14 protein-coding genes and 2 tRNA genes are annotated in these 15,725 nt (G+C 71.4%); 6 read left to right on the top strand and 10 right to left on the bottom strand.

Going from position 1 to position 15,725, the window contains the following annotated elements:
* Nucleotides 1-13 precede the first annotated feature (13 nt).
* Nucleotides 14-901: a transketolase C-terminal domain-containing protein gene (locus ACFYOP_RS03595; protein ID WP_356890904.1), complete on the bottom strand. Its 888-nt coding sequence runs from the start codon at nucleotides 899-901 to the stop codon at nucleotides 14-16.
* Between the two features lie 80 nt (nucleotides 902-981).
* On the bottom strand, nucleotides 982-1,743 hold the full coding sequence (locus tag ACFYOP_RS03590) for a transketolase (RefSeq protein ID WP_388450762.1): 762 nt from the start codon (nucleotides 1,741-1,743) through the stop codon (nucleotides 982-984).
* Nucleotides 1,744-1,880: 137 nt separating this feature from the next.
* Here ACFYOP_RS03590 and ACFYOP_RS03585 point away from each other — a divergent pair.
* Nucleotides 1,881-1,954, top strand: a tRNA-Pro gene (locus tag ACFYOP_RS03585).
* 191 nt (nucleotides 1,955-2,145) lie between these two features.
* Complete coding sequence (locus ACFYOP_RS03580) at nucleotides 2,146-3,591, top strand: glyceraldehyde-3-phosphate dehydrogenase (protein ID WP_356890906.1); 1,446 nt, start codon at nucleotides 2,146-2,148, stop codon at nucleotides 3,589-3,591.
* 63 nt (nucleotides 3,592-3,654) lie between these two features.
* Here ACFYOP_RS03580 and ACFYOP_RS03575 read toward each other — a convergent pair whose 3' ends face one another.
* Nucleotides 3,655-6,078, bottom strand: coding sequence for a SpoIIE family protein phosphatase (locus ACFYOP_RS03575; RefSeq protein ID WP_356891205.1), 2,424 nt, complete (start codon nucleotides 6,076-6,078; stop codon nucleotides 3,655-3,657).
* Between the two features lie 207 nt (nucleotides 6,079-6,285).
* On the opposite strand from ACFYOP_RS03575, the gene ACFYOP_RS03570 reads away from it, so the two are divergent.
* Nucleotides 6,286-6,645 (top strand): DUF488 family protein, encoded by a 360-nt coding sequence (locus ACFYOP_RS03570; protein WP_356890908.1) that lies wholly within the window; start codon nucleotides 6,286-6,288, stop codon nucleotides 6,643-6,645.
* A gap of 29 nt (nucleotides 6,646-6,674) precedes the next feature.
* On the opposite strand, the gene ACFYOP_RS03565 is transcribed toward ACFYOP_RS03570, so the two are convergent.
* A complete protein-coding gene (locus ACFYOP_RS03565; RefSeq protein WP_356890910.1) occupies nucleotides 6,675-7,133 on the bottom strand; it encodes a hypothetical protein in 459 nt (152 codons plus the stop codon).
* Between the two features lie 188 nt (nucleotides 7,134-7,321).
* Nucleotides 7,322-7,795 (bottom strand): DUF309 domain-containing protein, encoded by a 474-nt coding sequence (locus ACFYOP_RS03560; RefSeq protein ID WP_356890912.1) that lies wholly within the window; start codon nucleotides 7,793-7,795, stop codon nucleotides 7,322-7,324.
* Nucleotides 7,796-7,957: 162 nt separating this feature from the next.
* On the opposite strand from ACFYOP_RS03560, the gene ACFYOP_RS03555 reads away from it, so the two are divergent.
* The 3 genes from ACFYOP_RS03555 (at nucleotide 7,958) to ACFYOP_RS03545 (ending at nucleotide 9,327) form a co-directional block, all read left to right on the top strand.
* Nucleotides 7,958-8,031 (top strand) — tRNA-Pro (locus ACFYOP_RS03555).
* 118 nt (nucleotides 8,032-8,149) lie between these two features.
* Nucleotides 8,150-8,848, top strand: coding sequence for a GNAT family N-acetyltransferase (locus ACFYOP_RS03550; protein ID WP_356890914.1), 699 nt, complete (start codon nucleotides 8,150-8,152; stop codon nucleotides 8,846-8,848).
* Between the two features lie 77 nt (nucleotides 8,849-8,925).
* Nucleotides 8,926-9,327 carry a helix-turn-helix domain-containing protein gene (locus ACFYOP_RS03545; RefSeq protein WP_388450758.1) on the top strand — a complete coding sequence of 134 codons (402 nt, stop codon included), beginning with the start codon at nucleotides 8,926-8,928 and terminating at the stop codon, nucleotides 9,325-9,327.
* 156 nt (nucleotides 9,328-9,483) lie between these two features.
* Here ACFYOP_RS03545 and ACFYOP_RS03540 read toward each other — a convergent pair whose 3' ends face one another.
* The 5 genes from ACFYOP_RS03540 to ACFYOP_RS03520 form a co-directional block, all read right to left on the bottom strand.
* On the bottom strand, nucleotides 9,484-10,392 hold the full coding sequence (locus ACFYOP_RS03540) for a transporter substrate-binding domain-containing protein (RefSeq protein WP_356890916.1): 909 nt from the start codon (nucleotides 10,390-10,392) through the stop codon (nucleotides 9,484-9,486).
* A gap of 9 nt (nucleotides 10,393-10,401) precedes the next feature.
* Complete coding sequence (locus ACFYOP_RS03535; protein ID WP_356890918.1) at nucleotides 10,402-11,142, bottom strand: hypothetical protein; 741 nt, start codon at nucleotides 11,140-11,142, stop codon at nucleotides 10,402-10,404.
* A complete protein-coding gene (locus ACFYOP_RS03530) occupies nucleotides 11,139-11,588 on the bottom strand; it encodes a hypothetical protein (protein ID WP_356890920.1) in 450 nt (149 codons plus the stop codon). The genes ACFYOP_RS03535 and ACFYOP_RS03530 overlap by 4 nt, the downstream gene beginning before the upstream one ends.
* 163 nt (nucleotides 11,589-11,751) lie before the next feature.
* Entirely contained in the window at nucleotides 11,752-11,958 is a 207-nt protein-coding gene (locus ACFYOP_RS03525) for a hypothetical protein (RefSeq protein WP_356890922.1), read from the bottom strand.
* Nucleotides 11,959-12,345: 387 nt separating this feature from the next.
* Complete coding sequence (locus ACFYOP_RS03520; protein WP_356890924.1) at nucleotides 12,346-15,261, bottom strand: glycoside hydrolase family 48 protein; 2,916 nt, start codon at nucleotides 15,259-15,261, stop codon at nucleotides 12,346-12,348.
* Nucleotides 15,262-15,725: the final 464 nt, after the last annotated feature.

Genomic DNA, 15,725 nt, shown 5'->3' with positions numbered 1-15,725 from the left:
GTCCCCGCGCCGGTCACAGGAACACGGAGATGCGCGCCCTCAGGGACGCCGGGTCCAGTCCGTGCGCGGCGAGGTGCTCGTCGATCGCGCCGTAACGGCGCAGCTCCCGCCGTGCCACCCCGAGCCCCAGCACCCGGTGCGGCACGTCCGCCAGGGCGTCGTTCGCGGCCGTCGTCGACGTGCCCTCCAGATACGGCTCGACGATCACCACGTCGGCCCGGCCGCCCACCGCGGCGCGGACGGCGGCCCCGTCGAAGGGGCGCACGGTCGTCGCGTACAGCACGCTCACATCCAGCCCCTCGGTCGCCGCGAGCACGTTGTCCAGCATCGGTCCGACCGCGATCACCACGCCGCCGCGCCCTTCGCGGACGGTGAGGAACCGGTCGCCCGTGACCGGCCGGGCCTCGGCGTTGCTCTGCAGCGACAGGCGTACGTACACCCGGTCGTCGCCGGCGGCCGCGTGCCGGAGCAGCGCCTCCGCCTCGTCCGGGTGGCCGGGCACATGGACCGTCCACCCGTCCAGGGTGTCCAGCAGGGCCACGTCCCCCGGCGACATGTGGGTGAAGCCGCCGGCCGGCCAGTCGTACGAGGCGCCGGCGCTCACCAGCACCCCGCCGGTGTTCTGGTGGCCGAAGTCGAGCTTCACCTGCTCGAACGGCCGCTCCACGAGAAAGCTGGCGAACGTGTGCATGATCGGCCGCATCCCGGTGAGGGCCATGCCGCCCCCGGCGCCGATCAGCAGCTGCTCGCGGATCCCGACGTTGATCACCCGGTCCGGATGGCGCCGCTGCGCCTGCTCGAAACCGGCGGCGCTGATCTCGGCGAGGACGAGGGCGAGGCGGGGGTCCTCGTCCAGCAGGCGGGAGGTGGTGGCGATGAAACGGTCGCGCATGGTGTCCATGGTCGGAAGTCTCCTCTGCGGCGGCGCGATGAAAGGTGCGATGAATGGTGCGGTGAGAGATGCGACGAAGGGGCGGTCGGTCAGGCGCTCTTGGGCTCGACGCGGGCGACGACCGCCCGCGGCCGTCCCGGGTGCGGCGCGGTGAACGCGGCGTACAGCGCCTCGTGGTCCCTGCCGTCGACCGTCCGCGCCGACCAGCCGGCCGCCTCGAAGCGGGAGGCGATGCCGCCGGGCCAGCCGTGGGTCGCGGACGAGTTGTCGACGACGAGCGTGTGGAGCTGCTCCAGGCCGGCCGGGCCCGCGTAGGCGATGGCCTCGTGGTTGCTTCCCTCGTCCAGTTCGGCGTCGCCGATCAGGACCCAGACCCGCGGGTCCGTCAGCCCCTGGGCGCGCAGGCCCAGTACGGAGCCGACGGCCAGCGGCAGGCCGTGGCCGAGAGAGCCGCTGCCGATCTCCGCGCCGGGCACGAGGACCCGGTCGGGGTGGTGGCCGAGTGGCGAGTCGTACGAGCCGAAGCCGGGCAGCCACTCCTGCGGGAAGAAGCCCTTGGCGGCGAGGACCGCGTAGTACGCCATGGGTCCGTGCCCCTTGGAGAGGAGGAACCGGTCCCGGTCCGGAGCGTCGGCGGTCTCGGGCGTGACGCGCAGGACGCGGTCGTACAGGACCCAGAGGGCGTCGAGCGTGGACGTGGCGGCCGGTCCGTGCTTCTCGTCGCCGGTCATCAGGGACATGAGCCGGTCGAGATCGCCGAAGCCGACGGGCGCCGGGCCCCGGACGGACGCGGTGCCGGACGTGGTCGTGGGGGTGCGGACGGATGCGGTGGTGGATGCCGTTGTCGTCATGCCCACCACCGTGCAACCTCAAGTTTGCTTGAGGTCAAGCGCGTCGGTCCGCACCATACGGGTTCGTGACCAGCGGTCCGAGTGCGGTATTCTTCTCGTGCACGTTCGGCCGGGGGAAACCCCAGGTCAGCGGGCACCGGGACGTGGCGCAGCTTGGTAGCGCACTTGACTGGGGGTCAAGGGGTCGCAGGTTCAAATCCTGTCGTCCCGACTCTGCTTCTGGCGAGTCGTAGGCCGTTCTCTCATCCAATGGGAGAACGGCCTTTTTTCATGCCCGGACGACACGTCCGCCGTGCCCGGTGACGGGGCGAACGGGGCGATTTCGCACAGACCGCACCGCTGGATGAGTCCGAATCCGGTACGGCTAGCATATGAGCACCGCCTAGCTCGAAAGATAAACCTGTGACTGTCAAAGACGACTCGTTCACCAACTGGAAGAACCGCGAGGAGATCGCGGAGTCGATGATCCCGATCATCGGGAAGCTGCACCGGGAGCGGGACGTCACGGTCCTGCTGCACAGCCGCTCCTTGGTGAACAAGTCGGTGGTCAGCATCCTCAAGACCCACCGCTTCGCCCGGCAGATAGCCGGTGAGGAGCTGATCGTCACCGAGACGATGCCGTTCCTCCAGGCCCTCACCACGCTCGACCTCGGCCCCTCCCAGATCGACATCGGCATGCTCGCCGAGACGTACCGGGCCGACGACCGCGGTCTGACGGTGGAGGCGTTCACCGCCCAGGCCGTCGCCGGCGCCACCGGCGAGAACAAGATCGAGTGCCGCGAGGGCCGCGACGTCGTCCTCTACGGCTTCGGCCGCATCGGCCGCCTCGTCGCCCGCCTCCTCATCGAGAAGGCCGGCTCCGGAAACGGCCTGCGGCTGCGCGCCGTCGTCGTCCGCGGCGGCGGCGAACAGGACCTCGTGAAGCGGGCCTCGCTGCTGCGCCGTGACTCCATCCACGGCCAGTTCCAGGGCACGATCACCGTCGACGAGGCGAACAGCACGATCATCGCCAACGGCAACGAGATCAAGGTGATCTACGCGGGCGACCCGTCCGAGATCGACTACACGGCGTACGGCATCAAGGACGCCATCCTCATCGACAACACCGGCAAGTGGCGCGACCGCGAGGGCCTGTCCGAGCACCTGCGCCCCGGTATCGACAAGGTCGTCCTGACCGCCCCGGGCAAGGGCGACGTCCCGAACATCGTGCACGGCGTCAACCACGACACGATCAAGCCGGACGAGCGCATCCTGTCCTGCGCCTCCTGCACCACCAACGCGATCGTCCCGCCGCTGAAGGCGATGGCCGACGAGTACGGCGTCCTGCGCGGCCACGTCGAGACGGTCCACTCGTTCACCAACGACCAGAACCTGCTCGACAATTACCACAAGGCCGACCGCCGCGGCCGCTCCGCGCCGCTCAACATGGTCATCACCGAGACCGGCGCCGCGTCCGCCGTCGCCAAGGCACTGCCCGACCTGAAGGCGCCGATCACCGGCAGCTCGATCCGCGTCCCCGTCCCGGACGTCTCCATCGCGATCCTCAGCCTGCGCCTCGGCCGCGAGACCACCCGCGAAGAGGTCCTCGACCACCTCCGCGAGGTCTCGCTGACCTCCCCGCTGCGCCGCCAGATCGACTTCACCAGCGCCCCCGACGCCGTGTCGAACGACTTCATCGGCTCGCGCCACGCCTCGATCGTCGACGCCGGCGCCACCAAGGTCGACGGCGACAACGCGATCCTCTACCTCTGGTACGACAACGAGTTCGGCTACTCGTGCCAGGTCATCCGGGTCGTCCAGTACGTCTCCGGGGTGGAGTACCCCACCTTCCCGGCCCCGGCGGTCTGATCCGCCGACCGTTCCGGTGTCGTCCCGGCCGTCCACCGCAGGTGGGCGGCCGGTGGCGCACGCTCAGCCCTGCCCGCCCACCTCGATCTCGGCCCACACCTGCTTGCCGCCGCTGAGCGGCAGCGAGCCCCACGCCGCCGTCGTCGCCTCGACGATCAGCAGGCCCCGGCCGCCCGTCGCCTCCCAGTCGACGTTCGCCGGTTTGACGGGGGAGCGGGGCGAGGTGTCGTTCACGGCGATCCGCAGCCGGTCCGACGACAGGGTCAGGTCGAGGCCCACTTCGCCCTGCGTGTGCGCGATGGCATTGGTGACCAGCTCGGAGACCACCAGCAGCGCCATGTCGATCTCGTGGGTCAGGCCCCAGGAGCGCAGTGTGCGCGCGGCGAAGCGGCGGGCGTGCAGCACGGCGTTGGTCAGCCGCCACACCGTCCAGTGGGTCCGCAGCGGACGCACCCGGGTCCCGTCGTAGCGCAGCAGCAGCACCGCGACGTCGTCGTCCCGTCCGTTCACGGTGCCGAGGAGTTCGTCGGCGACCCGGCCGATGTCGGACGGGTCGGCCGCGGCGAGCGCCTCGTTCGCCCGCCGGATGCCCTCCTCCAGCGGGAGATGGGCCGACTCCACCAGGCCGTCGGTGACCAGGGTGAGCAGGGTGCCCGGCAGCAGACCCGCCTCGGTCATGGAGAACTCCGCCTCCGCCAGCACCCCCAGCGGCGGCCCGCCGTCGACGGCCAGTTCCTCGGTCGTGCCGTCCGGGTGCCGCAGCAGCGGCTGCAGATGCCCGGCGCGCACGAAGATGGCGATGCCCTCCTCCATGTCCAGGTCCACGTACAGACACGTCGCGAAGAGATCCGTCTCCATGCCGACGAGCAGCCGGTTGGCGCGCGAGACCACCACGTCGGGGGGATGGCCCTCCACCGCGTACGCCCGTACCGCCGTGCGCATCTGGCCCATGATGGTGGCCGCCGCGGCGCTGTGGCCCTGGACGTCGCCGATGACGAGCGCCACGTGGGCGTCGGCCAGCGGGATCACGTCGTACCAGTCGCCGCCCACCTCCAGGCCGGCCGTCGCGGGCAGATAGCGGGCCACGGCGACGCCGCCCGGCAGCACCGGGAGCTTGCGGGGCAGAAGGCTGCGCTGGAGCATCCTGGCCAGCTCGTGCCCGGCGTCCAGAGCGTGCGCGCGCCGCAGCGCGCTGCCGACCAGGCCCGCCACCGCCGTCAGCAGCGACCGCTCCTCCGGGGCGAACTCGTGCGCCGCGTCCCAGCCGACCAGGCACACCCCTACCAGGCGCCCGTCGGCGGGCAGCGGCACGACCGCCAGCCCGCCGGGACCGATGCCGATCAGGCCGGGCTCCAGATCGGCGCCCGGCGGCCACAGGCTCATATGGCCGTCCCGCAGCGCCCTCTCCAGAGTGGGCAGCGCATGGCAGGACGCGTCCGGCCACTCGGACCGCCACTCCGTCTGCCACACGCCCGGCCACGAGTCCGGCTCCGGCGGGTCCAGCACGGTGACCAGCAGCCGGTCGGCCTCCACCTCCGCGACCGCGATCCGGCTGGCGGCCAGCGGCTGGCGCAGGGTCTCGACGACCGTACGGCTGACGTCCCGGACCGTCGTCGCGCCCGCCAGCCGCGCCGAGAGGCCCTGCACGACGGCGACCTCGTCGTCCGTCGGGCGCAGATACACGGCGTCGGCGACCACCCCGAGCACCCGCTCCGGCGCGCCGTCGGCGCCGAACCGGAGACGGCAGCGCAGGCCCAGCCAGCGCAGCTCGCCACCGGGGCGCCGGATACGGAACGCCAGCTGCTCGCCGGAGGAGGACGACAGCCGGCCCGGCTCGACCACGGCCATCAGCGCCGGGATGTCGTCCGGTACGGCGCACGCGAGCAGCGTCTCCACCCGCCCGTCGAAGTCCTCCTGCGCGATGCCCAGCAGCTCCAGTACGCGCGTGTCCGCCTCCATCTGCCCGGTGTCCAGCGTCAGGGTGAACGCCCCGCTGTGGAGCGGCACCAGCGTCGGCCCCGGGTGCGCCCGCGGAGCCGGCCGGCCCGCCACACGGGCCGGTACCGACTCCAGTCCGGCCGCCACCTGATCGGCGTAGAGCTCCAGGAGGCTGCGGCGGTCGGCGTCGAAGCCGTCCGCCGTCTCACCGGCCACGATCAGGCAGCCGAGCTGGGTCGTGCCGCGGCCCAGCGGCAGCGCGCCGAGCGAGAACTTGGCCGGCAGCGTCCCGGCCCCGACGGGGGACACCCCGCGGGCGTCGGCCGAGAGGTACGCGGCCAGCTCCGCCGGGCTCAGCCACAGCGGCCGGGCGGCCCGGTAGGCGTCCGTGGCGGGGGAGCGGCCGCCCAGCGAGACCACGGACGGCAGCCCGTACGACCCGCCGCGATCGCCGACCACCTCGGCGAGCCGCAGCTCGTCGCCACTCTCCGTGAGCACGTAGACAGCGGCCAGCTCGGCCCCGCAGAACGCAAAGTTCGCCCGTGTCAATGCGCGCACCGCCTCCGTACGCGGTCAGGTACCGCGCTGCTCCCATGCTGCCGTTGTTCGCGTGGTGGGAGCTAGTCAGGAGACGACATTGATCGTGTGGCGGTGGCGCGGGGCGCGCCCACGCCGGGGGCGGACTGCCGCCGGACAGCCCGGTTCCGGGCGTGAGCCCGGTCGCGTTCACGCCTTCGGCCTGTGACGCTGGGGGGTGTGCAGCGAGGCATCGGCAGGGTGAGGCTCCGCAGGGTCTATGAGGCGCCCGACCCGGACGACGGGGTCCGCGTCCTCGTCGACCGGCTCTGGCCGCGTGGCCTGAGCAAGGTCGAGGCGCGGGTCGACGAGTGGCCCAAGTCGGTGACCCCGTCGACGGAGCTGCGGCGCTGGTACCACGGTCCGGACGGCGAGTACGAGGAGTTCCGCCGGCGCTACGAGGCGGAGCTGGCGGAACCCGCCGCGGCAGAGGCCCTGAGCCGGTTGCGTGCCCTGGCCGCCGAAGGCCCGCTGACGCTGCTGACGGCGGCCAAGGAGCCCGACCGCAGCCACGCCGCCGTGCTCCTGAGCCTCCTCTGAACAGCCCCGGCCGCGCCGGACCGGGGCTGTCAGCCGCGCGGGGCCTCTTCGGCGGCCGGCGCCGGTGGGCCGTCCGCCGTGACGCGGGTCAGCAGCGTGCGGGCCTCCCCGACGCGGGGGTGGTCCAGGTGCAGATGCCGCTCGCAGTCGGCCAGTGCCCCTCGGGCCGCCGCTTCCGCCTCGCTCCGGTGGCCCAGACCGTGCAGGGCGGCGGCTGCTTCCATGTCCAGGCTCCCGGCCAGGCTCCGGTCCCCGTGCGGGGCGACCCGGCGCGCCTCGGTGAGCGCCTCTTGGCAGCGCCCCTGCCCGTTCAGGCTGTGCACCAGGCCGCGGTGCAGAGCGGCGGCCGCGGCGCCTTCGGCCCGGGGAAGGTTCCCCCGGGCGATCGCCTCGGCATCCTCGTACCGGCCCTCCTTCCACAGCTGATGGAGGACCTCCAAGGCGGCGGCTTCCCGTGAGCGGCCCCGTATCATCCGTGCGATCTTCACAGCCGGTGAGGCTAGGTGAAGACGCCTGACCAGGAAGTCCGAGCTGAAAACGAAGGCATAGGCCCCGGAGACCTGGGGGCGAGCGGTCCGCCGCACGCGCGGCGGCTTCGACGGAGACGTGCGCGAAGCGGTGCGTAGCGCCCGGGACTTCAGGTCCCGCAACGGCCGCGAGCCGGTGCGGCGTCCCGTCAGGTCCGGCCCGTCAGCCGCGGCGCCTCCGCGGCCGGGTCCACCGGGCCGGTCATCCGGTCCGCGAGTTCCCTGGCCCAGCGGCTCAGCCCCGGCACGTCGATGTCGTGCGGGGCCGGGAAGTCCGCGATGCGCTCCGCGCCGCGCAACAGCAGCCGGGCGCCGCCCGTGGTGTTGCCGCGCGCGGCGTGGGTGAGACCCACCGCGAGCTGCGCCAGGCCCCGCCACAGCTCACGTTCCCCCTCGGGGCCGGACTTCCAGGCGTCCTCGAACACCTCGTGCGCGTGGAACGGCATACCGGCGTCGAGCAGCCGCTGCGCCTCGGAGAGCGTCTCTGCGGGTGTGCGCACCACCCCCTCCGGCTGGCGCTCCACGCCGGGCGCGCCATGGGGAAGGGGACGGCCCAGGCCGTCCCGGGGGCGGGCGTTGCGGGCGCGGCCCTCGGCGTCGCGGTCTCTGCGTGCCTTGTCCATGCAGCAATTGTCCCTCCTCCGTACCGGCGGACGGCGGCGGGCCACGGCGGAGCACCCGCGGCGACGCGGGCAGCGTCGGCCGGGCCGGGCGTTCGGCGGGCCTGCGGAGTGGGGTAATGTTCTCTTGCGCGCTCGGGCAGGGAAACCGGCCGGACGGCGCATCGGGACGTGGCGCAGCTTGGTAGCGCACTTGACTGGGGGTCAAGGGGTCGCAGGTTCAAATCCTGTCGTCCCGACTCTGCGGAGTCGCAGGCCAGAGGTCGTATCGGAGTCAATCCGATGCGGCCTTTGGTCATTCCCGGGGGTCAGCCCGGCCGGTCGACCGTCACGCAACATCATGAGAGGTACAGCACGATGGTGAACCGCGACGTCGTCGCACTCGACGAGCCGGTACGCGAGTCCCTGCGCGGTCATCACGCCCATCTCGCCCGCCAAGTCGGCCGGGCCGCCACGTATATGGCGGACGTCGCGACCTTCGCCGCCGTCTCCGCAGAGCCGGATCCCGAGGAGTGGACCGACCTCGCCCGGCTCCTCGGCCCGGGCGCGTTCGCCGACATGTTCAGCTGCCCGGCGACGCCGCCCGCGGAGTGGGAGTCGGTGTTCGTGCTCGAAGGCCGCCAGATGATCTGGCCGGACAGCGGGCGCCCGGCCGATCCCCGTACCGACGCCGGCGTGGTCGAACTGGGTGCGGACAGCGTGTCCGAGATGCTCGACCTGGTGGCCCGGGCTCAGCCGGGGCCGTTCTGGCCGCGCACCCACGAACTCGGTACGTATCTGGGCATCCGAGACCACGGCAGGCTGGTCGCCATGGTGGGCGAACGGCTCCGGCCACCGGGCTGGACCGAGATCAGCGCCGTCTGCACCGACCCCGGGTCCCGCGGCCAGGGCCACGCCGCCCGCCTGGTCGGCGCGCTCGTCGAGCGCATCGTGGCACGAGGCGAACGCCCCTTCCTGCACGTCGCCGAGGCGAACACGCGGGCCATCGACCTCTACGAACGCATCGGCTTCGAAACCCGCAAGCCGGTGACCTTCCGCGGCTTCCGCACTCCGTAACAGCCCCGGGACCCCGGTTCGGTGGCGCTGTCGGGCGGCATCGCCTCCGTGGTGGCGGGCGATTGCGGCGGCGTACGGTGGCACCGTGGCAAACGAACCTGGGGCGGACCCTGCGCCGCTTGCGCCGGCTGGCCGCCCTGACACAGGAGGAGCCGGCCGAGCGGTCCGGCGTGTCCGTCGATGTGATCCGCCAGCTCGGACAGCGGCGGAAGCACTCGGCCCGTCTCCCCACGCTGCACGCGCTGGCCAACGGTCTCGGCGTCGAGTTGACCACGCTTCGTGGCGGTGCGCCGCGCCCTCATGCCCGCGCTCTGGGGAGCGGAGCCCGAGCCACCGGGGCCCGACTTCTCGCTGGACGTACTGCGCGAGCGGATCGCGGACGGCTGGACCCAGTGCCACTCCGCCGAGTTCGACACAGTGACGAAGGCGCTGCCGGACTTGATCTCGGACGCGCGCAGCGCCTCGGTTTCCAGCGATGACGACGACCGCGGGACCGGTCCGGTCCTCCGAGCCGCTGCCCTGGGGCAAGCGGGTGTGGGCGGAGTCGCACGCAACGCAACACGATGGCCGGCGGGGCACGACCCGGACAGGCCCGGCGCGGACCCGGCCCGGACCCGTGGTCCGGACCGCTCGGGTCACGGGCTGATGCTGTTCCGGCAGGAGCGGGCCTCGATCTCCGCGCCGTTGGGTTTGTGGCTGCTGATCCAGGCGCGGTCCTGCTCCGGGAGGGCTGGCAGGGAGGTTTCGACGTCCCGGATCCATGTGCTGGTGCCGACATGCTTCTTGAGCCAGGTCTTGAGCCGGGCGCAGTCCTCCTGATGGCCCTTCGGGAGGCCGATGCCGTAGTACTGGGGTGCTCCTATCGTCACGTCCGGGACCACCCGGAGGCCGTCCTTCTCGTGCTGCCGGGCGAAGCCGTAGAGGATGGCCTGGTCGGTGGAGACGGCCTGCACCTGGCCGCTGATGAGCTGCTCGATGCAGTCCGACGCGTCGGTGTGGGTGACCGGGTCGGCGCCGACTGTCTCCCTGATGCCGTCGAGGGCCTCCTGCGAGGTGGTGCCCTGCCAGGTGCAGATCCGGCTGCCGCGCAGGTCGGACAGGCGTGCCACGTCGGCTCCCTGCGGGCCGACGAGGAAACCCTGCCGGGTCTTGAGGTAGGGGCCCACGAAGTCGATCAGGTCCATCCGGTCCGCCGTGATGGAGAACGAGGCGATCGTCATGTCGGCCTTGCGGTCCAGGAGTTGGGTCACCCGGTCGCCCGAGGAGACGTCGACCGGTTCGCTGAACGCGACGTCGAGTTCCTCCTGGACGTGCTGGAACACCAGGAAGTCCAGCCCGGACCGATCGTAGTTGGACGAGTACGACACACCGGGCAGGTCGTTGTGCATCGCGACCGTGATCCGCTTGACGCCCAGGAACTCCGGCTCCGGCTCGTCGGACGAGCAGGAGGCGAGGTTCGCCAGCACGGTCACCGCCGCGGCGATGCCGAGAACGCGTCTGAGGAGCCGTGGGGCGGAGCGCCGGGATTCAGGGGTGGCAGCCACTGTGTCCTCTCAGTCGTGAAGTACGGCGTCCGCGACGAACAGGCCCATCTCGCAACCCTCGTCGGTGCTCAGGGCGATCCCGACCTCGATCTCGCCCTGAAGACCGCCGAGAGGGAACTCGATCGTCTGTCCGCTCTGGACCTCTTCGACGCGGGTGCTCGCGTTCCCCCGCAGCTCGGCGGAGTAGGTGGTCTCCGGCGCGCAGAACTGGGCGGCCCGGGCCGCGTCCCGTATCGACAGCGTGAGGCGCAGCCGGGAGCGGTCGACGGGGCTGTCGACCACGAGCCGGAGCCGGGAGCCGTCGGTGACCGTCTCGCCGCCCTTGATGTCGGTCCGGCCGGTGACATTGATCTCGCCGTGGTCCGCGAGATGGTCCATGCCGACCGTCCCGGCCACCGCGCAGATCAGCGCCGTCGCCGACATGAGAACGCGCCAGCGGCGGGCCCGTTTCTCGCCGGCGGGGGCGACCAGCCGGGCGAGCGCCAGGCCGACCGCGGCGCAGATGGCGAGGTAGACCCAGACGAACTGACGCAGCGGCCCGTCGGGCGCGGTGATCAGGGCGAAGCCGCCGAGCAGGACGACCAGCAGGAACGGCGGCCAGTTCCAGCCGCTCCAGCGTTTCGCCTTGTCGGCGAACTCGACGACGTCCCCGACGAACACACTGAGGAACAGCTTGCCGACGAAGCCGATCGCCGGCGAGTTGTCCCCCACCGTGGAGGCACCGCCCCGCACCGGCGGGTCGCCGCTCAACTACCGCCCCCCTGCTCCGGCCGCGGGTTGTAGTTGAAGGTGGCCGTGTCCAGTTTGCCGATCGCGGGGGAGCCGTCGCCGTACGTCGTCACATTGATCCGGTCGCCCGCGTGGTACTCCTGATGGGCGACGCGGATGTGCGCACGCAGGGAATCCGCGCTCAGATCGTCCCCGTCGGCCAGCCATTCGCCGACCGCGGTCTCCAGGATCTCCCGGTCGTCCGGGGCGAGTTCCTCGACGGCAGCGGCCGCCGCGGCGTCGTCCTCGGTGGGGGGAGGGTCATCGGGGCCCCGGCGCAGCACCCTGCCCAGCAGCACCCGCCCCCGCTCCACCGCGCTGTCCGCCACCGCGGTCTGCGCGGACTGGGCGACGGCGCCGGCGAACGACATCGCCGCGGTGCTGATGAACGGCGCGATGACAGCCGCGGCCGTCAGTAATTCGGACATGCGCTCTCCCCTCCCGGATCACCCACAACTCTAGTCAACTACCCGGGGCCGAGGTCCCGGTTTGCACAGGTGGCATCACGCTGCCGCCGGGCCGACGAGAAGCCGATCACCTTCCGGCCCGAGGGCGGGCAGCCGTATGACGACCGGATGCTGTCCTGGCAGATCACCGGGCTGCCTGCGCCCCACGCCCCCAACGCGACGTGACCTGCTCGTAGGTGTGCTTGCGCAGAGCGAAGTTCTTGAACCCTCCCTGTCCGAACGCGACCTTGCTCACCCAGGTGGCGGCCTGGTTGCAGGCGCACAGGGTCGCCTCAAGCGCCGCCGTCTGCACGGGTGTCGGCAGCAGCTTCACCTGTACAACCAGCCTCACGGTCACCGACCGTACACACCTGTGCGAGACCCCACCACACGTTCCCGACCATTCACGCAACCGGATGAACCGACCGCCTCGTCGGCACTCGGCCCGTCCCACGAAGCGATTACCGGCCGCTGCGCGGCCCGGTAATCGCAGTGGATGCAGCGGCGCTTTGTGCCGCGAACACATGGCCCCGTCCTTCTGCGGCTGAAGTGCCGGGGTTCCTCGCAAGATCCGCTGGACTCCCCGTGCGACGGGAATGACTTGACGTCACACGCGTCACAATTCCGCGCCATTCCGCGCCCATTCCGCGCCCGCGCGCGGCGACGGAACCGGGCGGGCATCATGGGGGAGATGCCCGCCCGGCTCCGCGTGCCGGGGCCGCTCAGCTACGTGGTGGCGTCACTCGAGCAGCTCCGCGTACGCCCCCATGGCCAGCGCGATGTCCGCCTGGGCCCAGAAGCGGTGGTAGGTGAACTCGGGCGCTGCGCCGCCCGCCAGATAGGCCTCGATCTTCGACCACGCCGGGTCGTCCTGGTAGAAGGAGCGCAGTGAGGCGAACGTGGACGACGAGTCGATCGTGTCGCCGTTCGGCATCGTGCCCGTGAAGCTGTCCGGCACGTACACCGGGTCGTCGAACCGGTTGTAGTCGGTCCGCGTCTCCGGCACCGCGATGCCCAGCGCGTCCTGGTGGTGGTCCCACATGCCGTCCAGCAGACCCTTCGCCACCCGCTTCGCGTCGGCGTCGCCCGACCGTGCCGCGTAGTACGTCAGCACCTTGGCGTACGCACCGGCCACGCCCACGTCCTGGGTGTAGTCGGCCACGGTCACGTGCAGGCCGGCGTTGGCGCCCGGCGACGAGGGGTTCCAGGTGTCGGGCTTGCCGGACCACTGGAGAGTGGAGGGCATCAGGAACGTGCCGTCGGGGTTGATGGTCGTCTCCGACACGGCCCAGTCGACCCACTTGTCGAGCACGGCCTTCGCCTTGGCGTCGCCCGTCTGCTGGTAGTACTCGGCCACCCGCTCCATCGACCACGCCTGGAAGCCGAACCACTGGTTGGAAGGCGGGTCGTGGTAGACGGGCTTCTCGTCGTACGCCATGCCGTAGAAGGTCGGCGTGCCCGCCGCCGGGGCCTCGTAGCGGCCGCCGACGCTGTTGGTCGCGCCACCCGCGATCGCGCCCTCGTCCGCCTGCAGCCAGCGGTAGAACTCGATCTGCCGCTCCAGGCTCTTCGCCCAGTCGGACCGGCCGGTCGCCGACTTCGGCTTCAGCGGCGCGTACGAGCTCAGCGCGTACGCGGCCATCGGGTTCTGGTAGCCGCCGTGCGCGTGGCTGGAGCCGATGCGCCAGGCCCAGCCCGCGGAGGCGTCGTTCGCGCCGCCCCAGGCGTAGTACCAGGACAGCAGGTAGTGCGAGCTGTCCTTGCCGGTGCCGGCCGGGCAGGTCGTCGGCCCGACGCAGTCGCCGATCTTCTTGAAGTACTTGTCGAACATGGCGTAGCGCAGATAGTCGCCCATCTTCGCGGCCTTGGCGACCGTCGCCGAGACCTCGGAGCCCTTGCCCTGCTCCTTGGCCCAGAGGTCCGCCCAGTAGGCGGCCTGCACGGCGCGGGCGTCCGCGTCCGGCGCGTTGGTGAACTTCCACTGCTTGGCGTAGGACGCGTCCTTGGTGAACAGGTCCAGGTAGCCGTTCGGGCCGCCGTAGGCGAACCGGTCGCAGGTCGGCTGGGGCACGGTCTCCCAGACCGACTCCTGCGGCCCGCGCTGGAAGGTGTTGATGTACGAGGGCCCGGTGGCGCTCGGACCGGCCTCGCACTTGCCCGGCTCGTTGCCGTATCCGTAGACGTTGTCGACGTCCTGGAGCCAGTGCATGCCGTAGACGTCGTCCGTGCCGTACGCGCTCTTCAGCTCGGCCGCGATCGGGTCCTTGCCGGAGGCGACGGAGGGCTGGAGCTCGGCCGGGTACTGGGAGGGCAGGTCGTGCTCGGGTGCGTAGGTCGCCGGCTTGTTCGGGTCGTAGAAGGAGCCGGTGGCCTGGTCGGCGTGGGTGGGGATCATGAACTTCTCCATGATCTCCCAGGCGCCGTTGAACTTCGTCCAGTCGCCGCTGATCCGGCCGTACATGGCCTGCAGCCAGATCAGATAACTGTACGCCTCGGAGGTCGTCTCGTGCCCGTGGTCGGGGGCCTCGACGATCAGCGTCTCGACCGAGTGGTACGGGATGCCCTCGGGCGAGAAATAGCCGTTGGCCGGGTCGGTGATCTTCCCGTACAGATCGAGGAAGCGCTCGTCGTACTGCTTGGAACCGCCGAGCTGCGTCGCCGTCACCTCGGCGGCGGCGTGGCCGGGCGCCGTCACGGCGAAGGTGGCGGAGCCGGTTCCCTCGCTGTCGGCGGCGATGGTGACCTGCTGCGCGGTGTTCCAGTTCGACGGGGTGAAGGTGAGGCCGGCGCCGCTGCTCACGCTCAGGCCGGAGTTGCCCGCGGTGCGGGCGACCGTGGCCGTGACGTTCGACGACGGCTGCGTCGAGAGCTTGACGGCGAACGTGCCCGACTCACCCTGACGAACCGCCAGTTGGGACGGTGTGGCGACCAGGGCGGGGCCGGCGGCCACGGTGATCCCGACCGGCGAGGACTCGGCGGAGGCGCCCTGGCTGTCGTACGCCTTGGCGTAGAGCGAGTAGGAGCCGGCCGCGAGGCCGGTGGCGCTGAAGGTGTACGGCGAGGTGGTGTCCGTGCCCAGCAGGGCCGTGTCGCTGTAGAACTCGACCTTGCTCACCGTCGCGCCGTCGGCGGCCGCGGCGGTGGCGGCCAGCGGGACGGGGTCGCCGGCCGAGAAGACGGCGCCGGCGGCCGGGCTGGTCAGGACCGCTATGGGCGGCTGGTGCGCGCCGGTGCACTTGGTGCCGTTGACGAAGAAGGAGGTGGGAGCGGCGTTGGTGCCGCTGTAGGAGAACTGGGCGCCGGTGCTGACGGCGGCGCCGGCGGCGATCGTCCTGCTCCAGGCGGGCGCCTTGACGGTGACGGTGCTGCCGGACTGCGACCAGGTGCCGTTCCAGCCGTTGCTCAGCCGCTGGTTCCCCGCGTACTCGTAGGTCAGGGTCCAGTCGTCGACGGCCTCTGAGCCGCGGTTGGTGATCGTGAGGTCGGTGGTGAAGCCGGAACCCCAGTCATTGGCCTTGTAGTCGACACTGCACTGCACGGCGGCGGCATGGGCCGGCGCGGTGCCGGTCGCGGTGAGGGCCAGGGGGAGCGAGAGGACGGCGGCGAGCGCCGTCAGTACGCGCCGCAGCGGGCGCCGTCTTCCTGGTGGGGACATGAGGGTGACTCTCCTAGCGGCTCTGGGAGTTGGGCATGTGGAGGCTGGGCACAAGCCTTGAACCAGTGGGAGCGCTCCCACGGTGGAGTGGCCGGGCAACGCTGTCAAGACTTGGCGCAGAAACCGGTGTACGGAGGTGTGCTCCGTCAAGAAATTTGCCAACTCCCCTTTTCTGGTTCGCGGTTCGGCGCTAGCCTCCGGTGCAACCAGTGGGAGCGGTTCCATCACTGGACACGCCGGTTTCGGCGGGTCCGAGCTGCAAGGAGTCGCTCATGCGTCACCCCCCGCACCTCCCCGTCGCCCCGTCCGGCGGCCCGCCGCCACCGGACGCCGTCACCCTGCGGCGGCTTGCGCCATTGCGGGTCGAGCTTCCCGAGTCAGTGGATTCCTCCGCGGAATCCGGCCACTTTGGCTGGGAGCGCTCCCATGGATTTGCCGGTTGTCGTTCGGCCGGCGGACCCGTC

The sequence above is a fragment of the Streptomyces sp. NPDC006294 genome (assembly GCF_042870895.1).
Taxonomy (GTDB): domain Bacteria; phylum Actinomycetota; class Actinomycetes; order Streptomycetales; family Streptomycetaceae; genus Streptomyces.
The sequence above is the reverse complement of the archived record's forward strand: the minus strand, read 5'-3'. Positions and strand labels throughout refer to the sequence as shown.